Origin of the sequence: Variovorax sp. J22R115 (assembly GCF_030317005.1) — a bacterium.
Taxonomy (GTDB): domain Bacteria; phylum Pseudomonadota; class Gammaproteobacteria; order Burkholderiales; family Burkholderiaceae_C; genus Variovorax.
In genome coordinates this window covers 242,774-260,457 of sequence record NZ_JASZYM010000011.1, presented here as the reverse complement: position 1 = coordinate 260,457, position 17,684 = coordinate 242,774, and the positions used below count along the sequence as shown (strand labels likewise).

The following is a 17,684-nucleotide window of genomic DNA, read 5'->3' as shown; positions in this document are numbered from 1 at the left end:
CGGCGTCAGTCGTCGCGGCCGGTGGCTCTGCGCAGCGCGGCCGTCAGTGCCGAAGGCGAGCGGTAGCCGGTGCGACGTGCCGTCTCGGCCACGGCCATCCCGCCTGCGCGCAATTGCCTCGCGTGCATGAGCCGTTGCGTGCGCAGCCACTGCATCGCGCTCATGCCCAGCTCGTCGCGGCAGCGCTGGGCGAACTGACTGGGGCTGAGGCAGGCGACCGACGCCAGGTCCGCGACACTCAGCGGCCTGTGCCAGTGCGACTGCGCCCACGCGGAGAGGGCGCGCCAATCGATGGGTCGACCGCGACCGTTCGGCACCGATGGCCCCCAGGCCTCCAGCAACAGGGACTGCGCGTGATGGAGCGCCAGGGTGGGCGTCGATGGCTGCGACAGGCAAACCGCAAGGTAATGGCCCAGCGACAGCACCTGCGGCGCAAGCGGCGAGCGATCGGCGCATTGCGCCCACAGAGCCTGTGTCGTATCGAGGACGAGGCAGCGGCTGCCGTCCTTCGACTCGAAATCATGGGAGTCGCCGGGCTGGACGACGCAGCCGTCCCCGGCTCCGATGCGTCGACCGCGGCCTTCCACTTCCAGCTCGAGCACGCCATCGAGCCCGACCAGCACCTGGAAGTGATCGTGCGCATGGCTCCCGCGCGAGGCGCCGTAACGGCGCAGCGTGAGGCCGGATGAACTGGATGGAGCGTCGCGGAGCTGCATGGGAAGCCGGCGATTTTCCTCGCCTTGCCGGCGCCTGTCACCCCAGGCGCAAGAGCAGCGCCGACGCGCCGCACACCAGCAGGAACGGGATGCTGATGCGATGGAATTCGCGCAGCCCGTTCGGCACTTTCGCGAGGCGCAACGCGATCAGGTTCGCCAGCGAGCCCAGCACGCACCCGAAGCCTCCCACGCTCACACCCGCCGCGAGAGCGGGCAGATCGTGCACGAAGCCCTCGAGCAGGATGGTCGCCGGCACATTGCTGATGAACTGCGAAGTGACGATCGCCGCGAGATAGGCGCGCCATCCTTCGCCGATCGGCATCTGCCCCAGCAACGCCGCGACTGCGGGAAGCTCCGCCAACTGCCGCAGGTCGACGAACATCAGCGCGATGATCGCGAGCAAGGCCCAGTCCACGCCGAGCAGCACGCGCGGACGCAGCAGCAGGAACGCGCCGAAGACGCCTGCCAGCCCGACAAGCAACCAGCGCTGGTCGAGCGCGATGACGAAGCCCACGAAGAGCACACCCGACAGGGCCAGCAGGCGCGGCTGCATCGGCACCGCTTCGGTCGACGGCTTGAGTGTGATCGGCGCGCGAGGCACCAGGAAGCGGATCGCCGCGAAGAGCCAGAACAGCATCACTGCCACGGTCGGCGCCATCATGGCCATGAAGCCGACGAAGCTCTCGCCCGATCGATGCCAGAGGAAGAGATTCTGGGGATTGCCGATCGGCGTCAGCGCCGACCCCGCGTTGACCGCCAGGGCCTCGATGACGACCAGCCGTGCCAGCGGTAGATGGGCCTGCGTCGCCAGCACGCGCGTGAGCGGCACCAGGAGAAACAGGCTGACGTCGTTGGTCACCAGTGCCGACAACACGGCAGCACTTGCCGCGAGGAGGAAGACCAGGTTGCGCAATTCGGTCGTGCGCGACAGCAGCCGCGCCGCGGCGGCCTGCAGCATGCCGCTGCGCTCGACGCCCTGCGTGATCGCCAGCAGGCCGGCCAGCGCGCCGACGGTCTGCCAGTCCACGAGCCGGAGGTAGTCCATCGGCGCACGCGGACGGACCACCGCGAAGACGACAGCCGCGGCCAGCAACACCCACAGAAGGCCGTTGCCGCCGCCGTGCTCGGCGTCGGCCGGCGCCGCCTCAGCGGGCGTCGAGTTCACGCAGTTCGCGCTTGAGCACCTTGCCGATCGCGCTGCGCGGAAGTTCGTCGATGAACTGCAGGCGCGCGAGCCGTTGCGTCTTGCCCAGCTGAGCGTTGACCCACTGCAGGAGTGCCTCGGCCGTCGTGGCGTCCCCGGCGCGCCGCACCACGAAGGCCACGGGCGTCTCGCCCCACTGCTCCGAAGGCACCCCGATCACGGCGGCATCCGCCACCGCCGCATGGCCACGCAGCACCGCTTCGAGATCGCTCGGATAGATGTTGAAGCCGCCGCTGATGATCATGTCCTTCTTGCGATCGAACAGCGTGAGAAAGCCGTCATCGTCGAAGCGGCCGACATCGCCGGTGCGGATGAAGCGCTTGCCTTCCGGATCGAACCACTCGGCCTCGCGCGTCTTGGCGGGCTGGCGGTGGTAGCCGACCATCATTCCGGCCGAGTGGCCCACGACTTCGCCGGCCTCGCCACGCGCGACTTCCTTGCCGGCTTCGTCGATCAGCCGGATGTCGCTGCCTTCGGCCGGGCGGCCGACGGTGTGCAGCTTGTCCGGGTGCAAATGGGCTTCCAGGATGCAGGTGCCGCCGCCCTCGGTCATGCCGTAGAACTCGATCAGGCCGCCGGGCCAGCGCGCGAGCACGTCGCCCTTCAAGGCTGCGTTGAAGGGCGCGCTGGTGCTGAACTTGAAGCGGAAGCTCGAAAGATCGTGCGCGCCGAAATCGGGGTGCGCCATCAGCCGCTGGTATTGCACTGGCACCAGCATCGTGTGCGTCACGCGATGGCGTTCCGCCAGCTTCAGGTAACCGGCGGCGTCGAACTTCGGCATCAGCACGACGCAGCCGCCGAATGCGATGGTCGGGAAGAACACGACCAGCGTGGTGTTGGAATAGAGCGGCGTCGACAGCAGCGTGACCGTGTCGGGCCCGTACTCGTACTTCGCGCCGCGCTTCACGTGCGCCCAGCGCATGCCGTGGCCCTGCACGATGCCCTTGGGCTCGCCGGTGGTGCCGGACGAATAGATGATGTTGAAGGGCGACGAAGGTTGCAGTTCAACCGCAGTCGGCCGCGCGCCGGCCGACTCGAGCCAGGCCTCGAAGTCGACGCCCGCGCGGGACCCGTCGAGCGCGATGCGCGGGATGGCGCCGGACGCGGCGGGTCCGATGACTTCCGCTGCCGCCTCGTCGACGAACAGGATGCGCGCACCGGCGTCCTCGATCATCCGCGCGAGACTCGCGGGCGTGGAGCCGGGCGCCAGCGGCGCGACCGCAACGCCCGCACGCAGCGCACCCAGGAACACGGCCGCGTAGTTGACGCTGGATGCCGCGCAGACCGCGATCGCATCGCCGGCCTGCAAGCCGTCGCGCTGCAGACTGGCCGCGATGCGGTCCATCAGTGCGTCGAGTTCGCCGTAGCTGAACGTGCGAGTGGCATCCGCGAGTGCTGCCCGTTCCGGGCTTGCCTGCGCATGGAGATGGACAAGCTCGGCAATCACGCCAAAGTCAAGGTTGATGGCTGTCTCGAAATCGCTCATATCTTGCTCAATGGATTCAGCAACTCGGCCGGCGAAGCCAGGCCCCTTCGCGAAACACCGCGGAGCCGGCTTTGCCGGGCCGCCGGTGTTGCCCCCGGTAGGGGGTGGGAGGCTACACGGAGTGAGCCGACCTGGGGGTGAGCCCATGCGCCTGCTGGTCCGCGTGGTAGCTGCTGCGCACCATCGCGCCGACGGCGGCGTGGCTGAAGCCCATCTTGTAGGCCTCTTCCTCGAACATCCTGAAGGTGTCGGGATGCACGTAGCGGCGCACCGGCAGGTGGCTGTTGCTGGGCGAGAGGTACTGGCCGATCGTCAGCATGTCGATGTCATGCGCGCGCATGTCACGCATCACTTGCAGGATCTCTTCGTCGGTCTCGCCGAGGCCGACCATGATGCCGCTCTTGGTCGGCACGTCGGGGTGCAGCGCCTTGAACTTCTTCAGCAGGTTGAGGCTGAACTGGTAGTCGCTGCCCGGGCGTGCTTCCTTGTAAAGGCGCGGCGCGGTCTCGAGGTTGTGGTTCATCACGTCCGGCGGTGCGGCCTTGAGGATCTCAAGCGCGCGGTCGTCGCGGCCGCGGAAGTCGGGCACCAGGATCTCGATCTGCGTCTGCGGCGAGAGCTCGCGGATGTTGCGGATGCAGTCCACGAAATGCTGGCTGCCGCCGTCGCGCAGGTCGTCACGGTCCACGCTCGTGATCACCACGTACTTCAGACGCAGCTTCGCGATCGTCTTTGCGAGATTGAGCGGCTCATCCTTGTCGAGCGGGTCGGGGCGGCCGTGGCCGACGTCGCAGAAGGGGCAGCGCCGCGTGCACTTGTCGCCCATGATCATGAAGGTCGCGGTGCCGTTGCCGAAGCACTCGCCGATGTTGGGGCACGAAGCCTCTTCGCAGACGGTGTGCAGGTTGCTTTCGCGCAGGATCTGCTTGATCTCGTAGAAGCGGGTCGTGGGCGAGCCGGCCTTGACACGGATCCATTCGGGCTTCTTGAGGACTTCGCCCTGGACCACCTTGACGGGGATGCGCGAGAGCTTGGCCGCGGCCTTCTGCTTGGCGAGGGGGTTGTAGTCCTCGGAGCTCTGGGCGTCGCGGACAACATTGAGTGTGCTCATGGCTTCTCTTTGGCGGGGCTCAAGGTGCGAGGTAGGCGCCGAGCTTGTTGCCCAGCACCTGCGCGGCTTCGTCCCAGGTTGTTTGAACGCCGATTGTAGAAAGATCGACGGTTTTCAGCCCCGCGTAGCCACAAGGGTTGATGCGCGAGAAGGGTTCCAGGTCCATCGCCACGTTGAGCGCGACGCCGTGGTAGGTGCAGTGGCGGCTGACCTTGATGCCGAGTGCGGCGATTTTTCCGAGGCCGCGAAACGGGTCGTTGGGATGCACGGGGCCGGTGAGCGCGGCATGCGAGAAGGGATCGTCGAGCCGCACGTAGATGCCGGGGGCACCGCCCACGCGGTGGCCGGTGACGCCGAAATGAGCGAGCGTGCGGATCACCGATTCCTCGATGCGGTAGACGTATTCCTTGACGTAGTAACCGGCACGCCGCAGGTCGATCAGCGGGTAGGCGACCACCTGGCCGGGCCCGTGATAAGTCACCTGGCCGCCGCGGTCGGTCTGCACGACCGGAATATTGCCCGGGTTCAACAGATGGTCGGCCTTGCCCGCGAGGCCCTGGGTGTAGACCGGTGCGTGCTCGCAGAGCCAGAGCGCGTCGGCCGAGTCCGCGTCGCGCTCCTGAGTCCATTGCCGCATCGCGGCGTAGGCCTCGGCATAGTCGACGCGGCCGAGCAGCGCGACATCGGGCGCCCAGGCAGCGATCAGAGCACCACCTTCACCATCGGATGGCTCGACAGGGCGCGGTACAGGTCGTCGAGCTGCTCGCGGCTGGTGGCGGTGACGGTGATCGTCACGCCGAGGTAGTTGCCGGCCTTGCTGGGGCGAAGTTCGATGGTCGTCGCGTCGAAGTTCGGGTCGAACTGCTCGGCGATCAACGTCACGGCGTGCACGAAGCCGTCGACCTTCGCGCCCATGACCTTGATCGGGAACTGCGAGGGGTACTCGATCAGCGATTCCTTGCGCGCGTCGATCGGCGCTTCCGGCGGGGTGGGGGTGTTCATGCGGTGACTCCGTTGTCTTGCGTGCTGCGCGCCTTCGCCTGCTCATAGCCGGCATGGAGCGCCTGGTAGATGGGGCCGGGGCGACCGGTGCCGATCGTTTGTCCGTCGAGCGTCACGACGGGCAGCACTTCCTTGCTGGCAGATGACAGCAGGAGCTCGTCGGCGTCGAACACTTCGTTGCGCGCGATGCGTCGCAGCGTGAACGGGATTCCGGCGTCGGCGCAGATCCGCTCGATCAGCCCGTAGCGAATGCCGGCCAGCACCAGCTCGTCCCTGGGTGGGCCGAACACTGCACCGCGCTTCACCACCCAGACGTTGCTGGACGAGGCCTCGCTGAGCCAGTCGCCGCGGAACATGATGGTTTCGGCCGCACCGGCCTCGACGCTGATCTGTCGCGCCAGCACCGCACCCAGCAGGCTGGTGCTCTTGATGTGTGCTTTCTGCCAGCGGAAGTCCTGCGCGCTCACGCAGGCGACGCCCTTGGCACGAACCGCTTCAGGCACCGGCTTCATCGGATTGACCATGACGAACACCGTCGGCGTGAGGCCCTGCGGCATCGCGTGGTCGCGGGGAGCCACGCCGCGCGTCACCTGGATATAGACGCCTTGCATGCCCGCACGCACCGCGGACGGTGCAGCATCGATCAGGCGAATGGCAACCGCACGCCATTCCGCGTGGGAGAGAGGGTTCTTGATCTGCAGCTCGGAGAGCGAACGATCGAGGCGGGCCATGTGCTCGTCGAAGCAGAACAGACTCCCACCGTAGACGGGCACGACCTCGTAAACGCCGTCGCCGAAGATGAAGCCCCGATCGAGCACGCTGACCTTGGCATCCCGCAGCGCGGTGTAGCTTCCGTCGAGGTAGCAGAGCGAGTCGGGGAGGGCGTCTGTGATCGGGTGCATGAGGAATTATCGTGGGGGCGCTTCCGCGGATTCCAACCCTGGGGCGATACCGCAGCGGGGCGCAAGGATCATTTCCTCCACTGCCCCTCGAACTCGGCGGAACCCCGTGGCTTTTTACCTATAATCAATGGCTTTGTAGAAATTCTGGGTCGTCATCCGGGCTTCATTCCAATGAAAACAATCGCCCGCGATGTCTCGAAGAACGTCCATGAGGACAGTTCCGATCTGGACGAGGATTTCAAGCCGTTGACCGCCGAGGAGGCCCAACGGCTACGCGACAGGAAGCCGTTGATCTCGCCATGGCGCGTGATCGCGGTTCAGGTCGTTGCGGGACTGCTGGTGGCGTTGGTCGCTTGGGGTCTGACAGGGAGGCAAAATCTGGGATGGTCCGCCGGATACGGCGCACTGGCAGTGGTTATTCCATCTGCGGTGTTCGCACGGGGGCTGACCGGACGGTTTTCGTCCCTGAATCCAGGCACTGCGGTGTTTGGGTTCTTCTTGTGGGAAATGGTCAAGATGGCCTTGACGGTGGCGATGCTGATCGCCGCGCCAAGGCTGGTAGTGGCGCTGAGCTGGCCGGCAATGCTGATCGGCTTGGTGGTGACAATGAAGGCAGCTTGGGTGGCGGTGATGCTGGCCCCCAAGCGCCTGAAACTTTGAGACGAGTAACGGATGGCTGCTGAAAACGCTGCGGAACACGGTATGACCGCTGGTGAATACATCGTTCACCATTTGACGCATCTTCAAAGCTCGAAGCCCGGAGGCGTCGCCGACCTCTCCGTATTCAATTTCGATTCGCTGTTCTTCTCGATCGCGCTCGGCGCGCTCGGCTGCTGGCTCCTGTGGCTGGCCGCGCGCAAGGCCACCTCTGGCGTGCCGGGGCGATTCCAGGCCGCGGTCGAGATTCTGGTCGAAGTCGTCGACCAGCAGGCCAAAGGCATCGTGCACAACGCCGAGAGCCGCAAGTTCGTGGGTCCGCTGGCGCTGACGATCTTCCTGTGGATCTTCATGCTCAATGCGATGGACCTGCTGCCCGTCGACCTGCTGCCCGCCATCTGGGCGCAGCTCTTCGGCGCGACCGGCCACGACCCGCACCATGCGTACCTGCGCGTCGTGCCGACGGCCGACCTCTCGGTGGCCATGGGCTTCTCGGTCACGGTGCTGTTGATCTGCATCTACTACAACATCAAGATCAAGGGCCTGGGCGGCTGGGTGCACGAGCTCTTCACCGCGCCGTTCGGCAACCACTGGGCGCTGTACCCCTTCAACTTCGCGATGCAGATGATCGAGTTCATCGCCAAGACCGTGTCGCACGGCATGCGTCTGTTCGGCAACATGTATGCCGGCGAACTGATCTTCCTGCTGATCGCCCTCATGGGCGGCGCATGGACCCTGTCGGCTACCGGGGTCTTCCTGGCCCTGGGTCACATCATCGCGGGTACGGCCTGGGCCATCTTCCACATCCTGATCATCACGCTGCAAGCCTTCGTGTTCATGATGTTGACGCTGGTCTACGTGGGCCAGGCACACGATCACCACTGATCATCCCGTTCGTTTTCGTTTTTCTTTTCTCTTCAACCAAAGTCCTCTAGGAGTCATCATGGAAGTTATCAGCTTTGTCGCACTGGCCGCCGGCCTGATCATCGGTCTGGGCGCGGTCGGTGCTTGTATCGGCATCGGCATCATGGGCAGCAAGTACCTCGAATCGGCTGCACGTCAACCCGAACTGATGGGCGAACTGCAAACCAAGATGTTCCTGCTGGCTGGTCTGATCGACGCCGCGTTCATTATCGGTACCGGTATCGCGCTGTGGTTCGCAACGGCCAACCCCTTCCTCTCGCAAATCGCCAACCTGCCGAAGTAATCGGGTCCAGGCTTTCTCGTCGAACCCATGTCGTTCTTCGTTGAATGGCCGCGGATTCATTCCCAAAGAGAGGGTGAAAAGTGAGCATTACCGGTACCCTGATCATCCAGATGATCGTGTTCCTGATTCTTGTCGGGTTCACGATGAAGTTTGTGTGGCCGCCGATCGCGAAGGCGCTGGACGATCGTGCCCAGAAGATCGCCGAAGGCCTCGCAGCCGCCGACAAGGCCAAGAGCGAACTGTCTGCCGCCAACAAGCGCGTGGAAGTCGAACTCGGCCAGGCGCGCAACGAGTCCGCCCAGCGTCTTGCCGATGCCGAACGTCGTGCGCAGGCCATCGTTGAAGAGGCCAAGGCCCGCGCCACGGAAGAAGGCAACAAGATCGTTGCGGCCGCCCGCGTGGAAGCCGACCAGCAGGCCCTCAAGGCGCGTGAAGCACTGCGCGAGCAGGTCGCTGCGCTGGCCGTCAAGGGCGCTGAGCAGATCCTGCGCAAGGAAGTGAATCCGGCCGTCCACGCCGATTTGCTCGCCCGCCTGCAAACGGAACTCTGATCAAGCCATGGCAGAACTCGCCACCATTGCACGTCCCTACGCCGAAGCGCTGTTCAAGGCGTCTTCGTCGGACCTGGCAGGTGCCGGCGCATGGCTCGAAAAAGTCGCAGCCATCGCCAGCAACCCAGAGCTCCAGCAGTTCGCGGACAACCCCAAGGCCACGCCCGAACAGGTGCTCGGCGTCGTCGCCGGTGCCCACGGTTCGCCGCTGCCGCCCGCAGCGAACAACTTCCTGACGGCGTTGCTCGAGAACGGTCGCTTCACCGCGCTGCCGGAAATCGCGAAGCAATTCCGGACGCTGGCGAACGCGCAGAGCGGCTCCTCCGATGCGGTGGTGTACAGCGCCTTCCCGATCGATGCCAGCGCTCTGGGAACCGTTGCCGCCACGCTCGAAAAGCGCTTCGGCCGCAAGCTGCAGGTCACGGTCCAGCAGGATCCGTCGCTGATCGGCGGCATTCGTGTGGTGGTCGGCGACGAGGTGCTCGACACCTCCGTCAAAGCGCGCCTTGAACAAATGAAAGTTGCGCTGGCAGCCGCCTGAGGCCGTCAGCCCCTTACAAAGAAAGAAGGAAAGAGTCATGCAACTCAATCCCGCAGAAATTTCCGAACTGATCAAGAGCCGCATCGAGGGTCTCGGCGTCAGCGCGAACATCCGCAACGAAGGCACCGTGGTGTCGGTGACCGACGGCATTGTGCGCGTGCACGGCCTGTCGGACGCGATGCAGGGTGAAATGCTCGAGTTCCCGCCCAGCGCCGACGGCACGCCGTCGTTCGGCCTCGCGCTGAACCTCGAGCGCGACTCGGTCGGCGCCGTGATCTTGGGCGAGTACGAGCACATCTCCGAAGGCGACACCGTCAAGTGCACGGGTCGCATTCTCGAAGTGCCGGTCGGCCCCGAACTCATCGGCCGCGTGGTGAATGCCCTGGGCCAGCCGATCGACGGCAAGGGTCCGGTCAACGCCAAGATGACCGACGTGATCGAAAAGGTCGCTCCCGGCGTGATCGCCCGTAAATCGGTCGACCAGCCGATGCAGACCGGCCTGAAGTCCATCGACTCGATGGTGCCGATCGGCCGTGGCCAGCGCGAGCTGATCATCGGCGACCGCCAGACCGGCAAGACAGCCGTGGCGATCGACGCGATCATCAACCAGAAGGGTCAGAACATGACCTGCGTCTACGTCGCGATCGGCCAGAAGGCTTCGTCGATCAAGAACGTGGTGCGCGCTCTGGAACAAGCTGGCGCGATGGAATACACCATCGTGGTTGCCGCCTCCGCTTCGGAATCGGCCGCCATGCAATACGTGTCGGCCTACTCGGGCTGCACGATGGGCGAATACTTCCGCGATCGTGGCCAGGACGCGCTGATCGTCTATGACGACCTGTCCAAGCAAGCCGTGGCATATCGCCAGGTCTCGTTGCTGCTGCGCCGCCCGCCAGGCCGCGAAGCCTATCCCGGCGACGTGTTCTATCTCCACAGCCGTCTGCTCGAGCGCGCAGCCCGCGTGAACGCCGACTACGTCGAAGCCTTCACCAAGGGTGAAGTCAAGGGCAAGACCGGTTCGCTGACCGCACTGCCGATCATCGAAACGCAAGCCGGCGACGTGTCCGCCTTCGTTCCGACGAACGTGATCTCGATCACCGACGGCCAGATCTTCCTGGAAACCAACCTGTTCAACGCCGGTATCCGCCCCGCCATCAACGCCGGTATCTCGGTGTCGCGCGTGGGTTCGTCGGCGCAGACCAAGGTCATCAAGGGCCTGTCCGGCGGTATCCGTACCGACCTGGCGCAGTACCGTGAACTGGCTGCGTTCGCGCAGTTCGCTTCGGACCTCGACGAAGCGACTCGCAAGCAGCTCGATCGCGGTGCCCGCGTGACCGAACTGCTGAAGCAGGCGCAGTACAGCCCGCTGCCCATCTCGCTGATGGGTGCCTCGCTGTTCGCGGTCAACAAGGGCTTCATGGACGACCTGGACGTGAAGAAGGTTCTGTCCTTCGAACACGGCCTGCACCAGTTCCTCAAGTCCAGCCACGGCCCGCTGCTCGACAAGATCGAACAGGCCAAGGCCATCGACAAGGACGCCGAGGCCGAGCTGACCGCAGCCGTCACGTCGTTCAAGAAGTCGTTCGCCTGATCGACCACGCAAGGAGCCCCAATGGCAGCTGGTAAGGAAATCCGCGGCAAGATCAAATCGGTGGAGAACACCAAGAAGATCACCAAGGCCATGGAAATGGTGGCCGCGTCGAAGATGCGCAAGGCGCAGGAACGCATGCGTGCCGCCCGCCCCTACAGCGAGAAGATCCGCAACATCGCGGCCAATCTCGGCCAGGCGAACCCGGAGTACACGCACGCCTTCATGAAGACGCACGACGCGAAGGCGTCGGGCTTCATCCTCGTCACGACCGACAAGGGCCTGTGCGGTGGCATGAACACCAACGTGCTTCGCGCCTTGACTGCCAAGATGCGCGAGGAGCAGTCGGCTGGTGTCGCCATCGAGGCGGTCGCGATCGGCAACAAGGGCCTCGGGTTCCTGAACCGAGTCGGCGCGCGCGTGGTCTCGCATGTCACCCAGCTGGGCGACACGCCGCATCTCGACAAGCTGATCGGCCCCGTCAAGGTGCTGCTCGACGCGTACGCCGAAGGCAAGCTCAGCGCGGTCTACCTCTGCTACACCAAGTTCATCAACACGATGCGCCAGGAGTCGGTGGTCGAGCAACTGCTGCCGCTGCAGGCCGACTCGCTGAAGGTCGAAAAGGGCCAGCATTCGTGGGACTACATCTACGAGCCCGATGCGCAAAGCGTGATCGACGAGCTGCTGGTGCGCTACGTGGAATCGCTGGTGTACCAGGCCGTGGCCGAGAACATGGCTTCGGAGCAGTCGGCGCGCATGGTCGCGATGAAGTCGGCCACCGACAACGCGGGCAACGTGATCAACGAACTCAAGCTGGTCTACAACAAGACCCGCCAGGCAGGCATCACCAAAGAGCTGTCGGAGATCGTTTCGGGCGCCGCGGCGGCCGCGGGCGTCTGAGCCCTTCGGACCTCAACAGATTTAAATTTTTATCGGAGCAGACATGGCTCAAGCAGAAGCAGTTCAAGGCAAGATCGTTCAATGTATCGGCGCCGTGGTCGACGTGGAGTTTCCGCGCGACAAGATGCCCAAGATCTACGACGCCTTGAAGTACGAAGGCGGCGGGCTGACCCTCGAGGTGCAGCAGCAACTCGGCGACGGCGTGGTGCGTACCATTGCGCTCGGCTCGTCCGACGGCCTGCGTCGCGGCCTGATCGTGACCAACACCGGCGCACCCATCACGGTGCCCGTCGGCAAGGCGACGCTCGGTCGCATCATGGACGTGCTGGGTCGTCCCATCGACGAGCGTGGGGACGTGGGCCAGGAGCTCACCGCCTCGATCCACCGCAAGGCACCCGAGTACGACGAACTCTCGCCCTCGCAAGACCTGCTGGAAACCGGCATCAAGGTGATCGACCTGGTTTGCCCGTTCGCCAAGGGCGGCAAGGTGGGCCTGTTCGGCGGCGCCGGCGTGGGCAAGACCGTGAACATGATGGAGCTCATCAACAACATCGCCAAGGCGCACTCGGGTCTGTCCGTGTTTGCCGGCGTGGGTGAGCGCACTCGCGAAGGGAACGACTTCTATCATGAGATGGCGGACTCCGGCGTCGTGAACCTCGAGAACCTGCCTGAGTCGAAAGTGGCCATGGTCTACGGCCAGATGAACGAGCCCCCGGGCAACCGTCTGCGCGTGGCGCTGACCGGCCTGACCATCGCCGAGTCGTTCCGCGACGAAGGCCGTGACGTTCTGTTCTTCGTCGACAACATCTACCGCTTCACGCTGGCCGGTACCGAAGTGTCGGCTCTGCTGGGCCGCATGCCTTCCGCCGTGGGCTACCAGCCGACGCTGGCCGAGGAAATGGGCCGCCTGCAAGAGCGGATCACGTCGACCAAGGTCGGCTCGATCACCTCGATCCAGGCCGTGTACGTCCCTGCCGACGACTTGACCGACCCGTCGCCCGCCACGACCTTCGCCCACTTGGACTCGACCGTGGTGCTGTCGCGTGACATCGCCTCGCTCGGTATCTACCCAGCCGTGGACCCGTTGGACTCGACCTCGCGCCAGCTCGACCCGCTGGTGGTTGGCGAAGAGCACTACAACGTGGCCCGCGCCGTGCAAGGCACGCTGCAGCGCTACAAGGAACTGCGCGACATCATCGCGATTCTGGGCATGGACGAACTGGCACCGGAAGACAAGCTGGCCGTGGCGCGCGCCCGGAAGATCCAGCGCTTCCTGTCGCAGCCCTTCCACGTTGCCGAAGTGTTCACCGGCTCGCCTGGCAAGTACGTGCCGCTGTCGGAGACCATCCGCGGCTTCAAGATGATCGTGAACGGCGAAGCCGACCACCTGCCGGAACAAGCGTTCTACATGGTGGGCGGCATCGACGAGGCGTTCGAAAAGGCCAAGAAGGTCGCTTAAGGAATCACCATGGCAGGCACCATTCACGTGGACGTGGTCAGCGCCGAGGAGTCCATCTTCTCGGGCGAGGCCAAGTTCGTCGCGCTCCCCGGCGAAGCTGGCGAGCTCGGCATCTACCCGCGCCACACGCCGCTGATCACGCGCATCCGCCCCGGCGCGGTGCGCATTGAAACGGCCGACGGCGGCGAGGAATTCGTCTTCGTGGCCGGCGGCATCCTGGAAGTGCAACCCAACACGGTGACCGTGCTGTCCGACACCGCGATCCGCGGCAAGGACCTCGACGACGAGAAAGCCAACGTGGCCAAGGCCGCCGCCGAGGAAGCGCTGAAGAACGCCAAGACGGACATCGACATCGCGATGGCTCAGTCGGAACTGGCCGTGATGGCTGCCCAACTGGCCGCACTGCGCAAGTACCGCCAGAAGAAGTAAGCGGCACCGCTCGCTTCGAACAAAAAGCCGCCTTCGGGCGGCTTTTTTCATTTGCGCGTCGCTTTAGCGTCACTTCGGCTCGAATTTGTCCGAAGTTAAGTCTTGTTCGGCTGAAGCTCCGACCCTAGTATTCGCCTGCGCTCCGACCTGTCACACCGGCGGAGGCAAAGAAGAACACGACGGAGACAACGCTTGGCCCCTTGGAGCCGACTGACCGCGGACGAGATGCAACTGCTGGAGACCACCTTCTGGTCAGCCGGCGGGTCGCGCCATGGCATGGCCGAACAACTGGGTTTCTCCAAGAGCAAGGCCAACTCGCTGATCGCCGGCCTCGTCGAGCAGGGGCTGCTCGCGGAAGCGGGACTGCAGCGGTCGTCGGGCGGCCGGCGCCCCGAAAACCTGCAACTGCATGGCGGCCTTGGCGCGCTGGTGGGTGTCGACATCGGCGCCACGAGCCTCGATGTGGCCGTTCTTGCCCCCGACCTGGCGGTGCTGGCGCACCACGCGGAACCTACCGACGTGCGCGAAGGCCCGGGTGTCGTGCTGGCCCGCGTACGCGTGCTGGTCCGCGAGCTTCTGGCGCGGGCGGGCTTCGACGCCAGGCAGGTCATCGGCATCGGCATCGGTGTGCCGGGCCCCGTGAACTTCGAAATCGGGCAACTGGTCAACCCGCCGCTGATGCCGGCCTGGGACAGCTTCTCGATCCGCGACTATCTACGCGAAGACTACGCAGCGCCAGTGTTCGTCGATAACGACGTCAACCTGATGGCGCTGGGCGAACTGTGGCGGCTGAAGCGTTCGCTCTCCAACTTCCTCGTGATCAAGGTGGGCACCGGCATCGGCTGCGGCATCGTGTGCCATGGCGAGGTGTATCGCGGCGCCGCCGGTTCTGCCGGCGACGTCGGCCACATCTGCGTCGACCAGGAAGGCCCGCGCTGCCACTGCGGCAATCTCGGATGCGTCGAGGCGATGGCGGCGGGTCCGGCGATCACCCGCATGGCGGTTCAGGCAGCCGAAGCCGGCGAGAGCGCGGCGCTGGCCGAATGCCTGCGCACGCAAGGCCGCATCGAAGCAGTGGATGTCGGCCAGGCCAGCCGTGCCGGCGATGCGGCGGCCAACGCCATCGTGCAGCGCGCCGGCAGCCTGATCGGCCAAATGCTTGCGTCGATCGTCAACTTCTTCAATCCGTCGCACGTGTTCATCGGCGGCGGCATCACGCGCATCGGGCCGCTGTTTCTCGCGGCCGTGCGCCAGAGCGTGTATCAGCGCTCGCTGGCCCTGTCGACGCGGCACCTGGAGATCCAGTACACGCCGCTGGGCGCGCAGGGCGGTCTCATCGGCGCGGGCGTGCTGGCCATGCAAGAGACGCTCAAGGCCCGGGGAGTGGCGCCATGAGCCCATCGAACCCCCAAGTGCTGAGCCCCAAGGCGGCCGTCTCTGTCGAATTCGAGAAGGTGGTGAAGTCCTTCGGCCCCGTCGAGGTGCTGCACGGCGTGAGCTTCTCGCTCGAACCCGGCCGCATTTACGGCTTGCTCGGCGAGAACGGCGCGGGCAAGTCGACGCTGATGAAGATCCTAGCGGGCTACGAATCGCTGACGGGCGGCAGCTTGCGAGTCAACGGCGAGCTGCACGAGTTCGCCAGTTCGCGTGATGCGGAGGCGCTGGGCATCGTGCTGATCCACCAGGAGTTCAACCTTGCGGAAGACCTGAGCGTCGCGCAGAACATCTTCCTCGGCCACGAAAAGAAGAGGGGCTGGCTGCTCGACGACGTGGCGATGGAGCGCGACGCCGCCGCCGCGCTCGCGCAGGTCGGGCTGAATATCGATCCGACGAGCAAAGTGCGCCGACTGATCGTCGCCGAAAAGCAGTTGGTCGAGATCGCCAAGGCCGTCTCGCGCCATGCGCGCCTGCTGATCATGGACGAGCCCACCGCCACGCTCACGCCCGGCGAAACCGAACGCCTCTTCAAGCTGATCGCGCAACTCCGCGCGGACGGCGTGACCATCGTCTACATCTCGCACAAGCTCGACGAAGTGGAGCGCGTGACGGACGAAGTGATCGTGATGCGCGACGGCCGCTTCGTGACCCGGGCGCTGACGTCGGACGTCACACGCCACCAGATGGCGAATCTGATGGTCGGCCGTGAGTTGGCCGACCTGTATCCGCCCCGTGATGCGGTGGTCACGGACTCCGCGCCCGCGATGCAGGTGCGCAACTTCACGGTGCCTGGCTGGGCCGACAGCGCGAGCTTCGAAGTGCGCCCCGGCGAGATCCTCGGCTTCGCAGGTCTGGTGGGTGCCGGTCGCACGGAGCTGTTCGAAGGCCTGCTGGGCCTGCGCCCCGCGAGCGGCACGGTAGAGATCCAGGGCCGCGCGGTGAGCCTGCGCAACCCTCGCCAGGCTGCCCTGCACGGCCTGACCTACCTCAGCGAAGACCGCAAGGGCAAGGGCCTGCACGTGCACCTGGGCCTGCGCCAGAACCTCACGCTCATGGCGCTCGAACGCTACGCCAAGCCGTGGCTCCAGCCCGACGCAGAACGCGCCGCGCTGGCCGACGCCGTGAAGGACTACGGCATTCGCACCGGCGATCTCGATGCGCGCGCCTCGTCGCTCTCTGGCGGCAACCAGCAGAAGCTGGCGCTCGCCAAGGTACTGCAGCCACAACCCAAGGTCGTCGTGCTCGACGAGCCGACGCGCGGCGTCGACGTCGGTGCCAAGCGCGACATCTATTTCCTGATCCAGCGCCTGGCCCGCCAGGGGTTGGCCGTGATCGTCGTCTCGTCCGAACTGATGGAGTTGATCGGCCTGTGCCACCGCGTCGCGGTGATGCGGGCCGGCCGGCTCGTCACGACGCTGGACGCCGACCATCTCACCGAAGAGGAGCTCATCGCTCATGCCACCGGAACCGCCCCCAGCCACGCCTGAGGCCGCTGCGGCCCATCGCGGCGACGCCAAAGCGCACTGGCTTCACCGCCTGCACGGCTTCGGCCCCGTCATCGGCCTGGTGCTGTTGTGCATCGCCGGCACGCTGCTCAACGGTGATTTCGCCACGCTCGACAACGCGATGAACGTGCTCACTCGCACGGCCTTCATCGGCATCATCGCGGTCGGCATGTGCTTCGTGATCATCTCCGGCGGCATCGACCTGTCGGTGGGCTCGATGGCCGCACTGATCGCCGGCTGCGTGATCATGTTCATCAATGCCATGGGCCCGGCGCTCGGCTCGCCGCTGTTGGCGGTGATGCTCGGCGCGGTGCTCGCCGTGGTGCTGGGAGCGACCTTCGGCCTTGCGCACGGCCTGCTGATCACCAAGGGGCGTATCGAGCCCTTCATCGTGACGCTGGGCACGCTCGGCATCTTCCGCGCGTACCTGACCTACTTTGCCGATGGCGGCGCGCTCACGCTCGACAACGAACTCTCGGACCTCTACGCGCCCGTCTACTACGCGAGCCTGCTGGGCATTCCGGTGCCGGTGTGGATCTTCTTCATCGTCGCGGTGATCGGCGGCGTGATCCTCAACCGCACCGCTTACGGCCGCTATGTGCAGGCGATCGGCTCGAACGAGCAGGTGGCGCGCTACGCCGCCGTCGGCGTGGACGGCGTGAAGATCCTCACCTACGTGCTGCTCGGCGTCTGCGTCGGCATCGCGACCCTGCTCTACGTGCCGCGGCTCGGCTCGGCATCGCCGACGACCGGGCTCCTGTGGGAGCTGGAGGCGATCGCCGCGGTGATCGTCGGCGGCACCGCGCTCAAGGGCGGCGCGGGCAGCATCACCGGCACCGTGATCGGCGCGATCCTGCTTTCGGTCATCAGCAACATCCTGAACCTCACCAGCATCATCAGCGTGTACCTCAACGCGGCGGTGCAGGGCATCGTGATCATCGTCGTCGCCTTCCTGCAGCGCGGGCGACGCTGATGCGCGTGGATTTCCG

19 protein-coding genes are annotated in these 17,684 nt (G+C 65.4%); 12 read left to right on the top strand and 7 right to left on the bottom strand.

Annotation, left to right across the window (positions count from 1 at the left end; all coding sequences use genetic code 11):
• Positions 1 to 5 precede the first annotated feature (5 nt).
• From QTI04_RS20840 to QTI04_RS20810, 7 genes are all read right to left on the bottom strand, one after another.
• Positions 6 to 716, bottom strand: a complete 711-nt coding sequence (locus QTI04_RS20840; RefSeq protein ID WP_286617381.1) for an AraC family transcriptional regulator — start codon at positions 714 to 716, stop codon at positions 6 to 8.
• A 37-nt stretch (positions 717 to 753) separates the two neighbouring features.
• Complete coding sequence (locus QTI04_RS20835; RefSeq protein WP_286617380.1) at positions 754 to 1,881, bottom strand: SLC13 family permease; 1,128 nt, start codon at positions 1,879 to 1,881, stop codon at positions 754 to 756.
• On the bottom strand, positions 1,862 to 3,406 hold the full coding sequence (locus QTI04_RS20830; RefSeq protein ID WP_286617379.1) for a class I adenylate-forming enzyme family protein: 1,545 nt from the start codon (positions 3,404 to 3,406) through the stop codon (positions 1,862 to 1,864). Before QTI04_RS20830 ends, QTI04_RS20835 begins: the two co-directional genes overlap by 20 nt.
• A 112-nt stretch (positions 3,407 to 3,518) precedes the next feature.
• On the bottom strand, positions 3,519 to 4,517 hold the full coding sequence (lipA, locus tag QTI04_RS20825; RefSeq protein WP_286617378.1) for a lipoyl synthase: 999 nt from the start codon (positions 4,515 to 4,517) through the stop codon (positions 3,519 to 3,521).
• Between the two features lie 19 nt (positions 4,518 to 4,536).
• Positions 4,537 to 5,193 carry a lipoyl(octanoyl) transferase LipB gene (gene lipB / locus QTI04_RS20820; protein WP_286617420.1) on the bottom strand — a complete coding sequence of 219 codons (657 nt, stop codon included), beginning with the start codon at positions 5,191 to 5,193 and terminating at the stop codon, positions 4,537 to 4,539.
• A 26-nt stretch (positions 5,194 to 5,219) separates the two neighbouring features.
• Complete coding sequence (locus tag QTI04_RS20815) at positions 5,220 to 5,519, bottom strand: YbeD family protein (protein ID WP_286617377.1); 300 nt, start codon at positions 5,517 to 5,519, stop codon at positions 5,220 to 5,222.
• The gene (locus QTI04_RS20810; protein ID WP_286617376.1) at positions 5,516 to 6,421 is read right to left on the bottom strand and encodes a D-amino acid aminotransferase; all 906 of its coding nucleotides are present in this window, start codon (positions 6,419 to 6,421) and stop codon (positions 5,516 to 5,518) included. The genes QTI04_RS20815 and QTI04_RS20810 overlap by 4 nt, the downstream gene beginning before the upstream one ends.
• A gap of 171 nt (positions 6,422 to 6,592) precedes the next feature.
• Here QTI04_RS20810 and QTI04_RS20805 point away from each other — a divergent pair, with 171 nt between their 5' ends.
• The 12 genes from QTI04_RS20805 (at position 6,593) to QTI04_RS20750 (ending at position 17,668) form a co-directional block, all read left to right on the top strand.
• The gene (locus QTI04_RS20805) at positions 6,593 to 7,081 is read left to right on the top strand and encodes an ATP synthase subunit I (RefSeq protein ID WP_286617375.1); all 489 of its coding nucleotides are present in this window, start codon (positions 6,593 to 6,595) and stop codon (positions 7,079 to 7,081) included.
• Between the two features lie 12 nt (positions 7,082 to 7,093).
• A complete protein-coding gene (gene atpB, locus QTI04_RS20800; protein WP_286601466.1) occupies positions 7,094 to 7,963 on the top strand; it encodes a F0F1 ATP synthase subunit A in 870 nt (289 codons plus the stop codon).
• A 55-nt stretch (positions 7,964 to 8,018) separates the two neighbouring features.
• A complete protein-coding gene (gene atpE / locus QTI04_RS20795; RefSeq protein WP_170855569.1) occupies positions 8,019 to 8,285 on the top strand; it encodes a F0F1 ATP synthase subunit C in 267 nt (88 codons plus the stop codon).
• 80 nt (positions 8,286 to 8,365) lie between these two features.
• Positions 8,366 to 8,836: a F0F1 ATP synthase subunit B gene (locus QTI04_RS20790; protein WP_286569560.1), complete on the top strand. Its 471-nt coding sequence runs from the start codon at positions 8,366 to 8,368 to the stop codon at positions 8,834 to 8,836.
• Between the two features lie 7 nt (positions 8,837 to 8,843).
• Positions 8,844 to 9,377, top strand: a complete 534-nt coding sequence (locus tag QTI04_RS20785; protein WP_286601468.1) for a F0F1 ATP synthase subunit delta — start codon at positions 8,844 to 8,846, stop codon at positions 9,375 to 9,377.
• A gap of 37 nt (positions 9,378 to 9,414) precedes the next feature.
• Positions 9,415 to 10,968: a F0F1 ATP synthase subunit alpha gene (atpA, locus tag QTI04_RS20780; protein WP_286601469.1), complete on the top strand. Its 1,554-nt coding sequence runs from the start codon at positions 9,415 to 9,417 to the stop codon at positions 10,966 to 10,968.
• Between the two features lie 21 nt (positions 10,969 to 10,989).
• Positions 10,990 to 11,865 carry a F0F1 ATP synthase subunit gamma gene (gene atpG, locus QTI04_RS20775; protein ID WP_286601470.1) on the top strand — a complete coding sequence of 292 codons (876 nt, stop codon included), beginning with the start codon at positions 10,990 to 10,992 and terminating at the stop codon, positions 11,863 to 11,865.
• A gap of 43 nt (positions 11,866 to 11,908) precedes the next feature.
• Positions 11,909 to 13,324, top strand: coding sequence for a F0F1 ATP synthase subunit beta (gene atpD / locus QTI04_RS20770; RefSeq protein WP_286601471.1), 1,416 nt, complete (start codon positions 11,909 to 11,911; stop codon positions 13,322 to 13,324).
• 9 nt (positions 13,325 to 13,333) lie between these two features.
• The gene (locus QTI04_RS20765; RefSeq protein WP_286569566.1) at positions 13,334 to 13,753 is read left to right on the top strand and encodes a F0F1 ATP synthase subunit epsilon; all 420 of its coding nucleotides are present in this window, start codon (positions 13,334 to 13,336) and stop codon (positions 13,751 to 13,753) included.
• A gap of 225 nt (positions 13,754 to 13,978) precedes the next feature.
• The gene (locus QTI04_RS20760; protein WP_286601924.1) at positions 13,979 to 15,148 is read left to right on the top strand and encodes an ROK family protein; all 1,170 of its coding nucleotides are present in this window, start codon (positions 13,979 to 13,981) and stop codon (positions 15,146 to 15,148) included.
• A complete protein-coding gene (locus QTI04_RS20755) occupies positions 15,145 to 16,677 on the top strand; it encodes a sugar ABC transporter ATP-binding protein (RefSeq protein WP_286617374.1) in 1,533 nt (510 codons plus the stop codon). Before QTI04_RS20760 ends, QTI04_RS20755 begins: the two co-directional genes overlap by 4 nt.
• Positions 16,646 to 17,668 carry an ABC transporter permease gene (locus tag QTI04_RS20750; RefSeq protein WP_286601473.1) on the top strand — a complete coding sequence of 341 codons (1,023 nt, stop codon included), beginning with the start codon at positions 16,646 to 16,648 and terminating at the stop codon, positions 17,666 to 17,668. The genes QTI04_RS20755 and QTI04_RS20750 overlap by 32 nt, the downstream gene beginning before the upstream one ends.
• The last annotated feature ends 16 nt before the right edge of the window (positions 17,669 to 17,684 follow it).

Bases quoted from the DNA above. Each gene is read 5' to 3' on its own strand.
- QTI04_RS20840 (WP_286617381.1), bottom strand. From the start codon at position 716: ATGCAGCTCCGCGACGCTCCATCCAGTTCATCCGGCCTCACGCTGCGC.
- QTI04_RS20830 (WP_286617379.1), bottom strand. From the start codon at position 3,406: ATGAGCGATTTCGAGACAGCCATCAACCTTGACTTTGGCGTGATTGCC.
- lipA (WP_286617378.1), bottom strand. From the start codon at position 4,517: ATGAGCACACTCAATGTTGTCCGCGACGCCCAGAGCTCCGAGGACTAC.
- QTI04_RS20815 (WP_286617377.1), bottom strand. From the start codon at position 5,519: ATGAACACCCCCACCCCGCCGGAAGCGCCGATCGACGCGCGCAAGGAA.
- QTI04_RS20810 (WP_286617376.1), bottom strand. From the start codon at position 6,421: ATGCACCCGATCACAGACGCCCTCCCCGACTCGCTCTGCTACCTCGAC.
- QTI04_RS20805 (WP_286617375.1), top strand. From the start codon at position 6,593: ATGAAAACAATCGCCCGCGATGTCTCGAAGAACGTCCATGAGGACAGT.
- atpB (WP_286601466.1), top strand. From the start codon at position 7,094: ATGGCTGCTGAAAACGCTGCGGAACACGGTATGACCGCTGGTGAATAC.
- QTI04_RS20785 (WP_286601468.1), top strand. From the start codon at position 8,844: ATGGCAGAACTCGCCACCATTGCACGTCCCTACGCCGAAGCGCTGTTC.
- atpA (WP_286601469.1), top strand. From the start codon at position 9,415: ATGCAACTCAATCCCGCAGAAATTTCCGAACTGATCAAGAGCCGCATC.
- atpG (WP_286601470.1), top strand. From the start codon at position 10,990: ATGGCAGCTGGTAAGGAAATCCGCGGCAAGATCAAATCGGTGGAGAAC.
- atpD (WP_286601471.1), top strand. From the start codon at position 11,909: ATGGCTCAAGCAGAAGCAGTTCAAGGCAAGATCGTTCAATGTATCGGC.
- QTI04_RS20765 (WP_286569566.1), top strand. From the start codon at position 13,334: ATGGCAGGCACCATTCACGTGGACGTGGTCAGCGCCGAGGAGTCCATC.
- QTI04_RS20760 (WP_286601924.1), top strand. From the start codon at position 13,979: ATGCAACTGCTGGAGACCACCTTCTGGTCAGCCGGCGGGTCGCGCCAT.
- QTI04_RS20755 (WP_286617374.1), top strand. From the start codon at position 15,145: ATGAGCCCATCGAACCCCCAAGTGCTGAGCCCCAAGGCGGCCGTCTCT.
- QTI04_RS20750 (WP_286601473.1), top strand. From the start codon at position 16,646: ATGCCACCGGAACCGCCCCCAGCCACGCCTGAGGCCGCTGCGGCCCAT.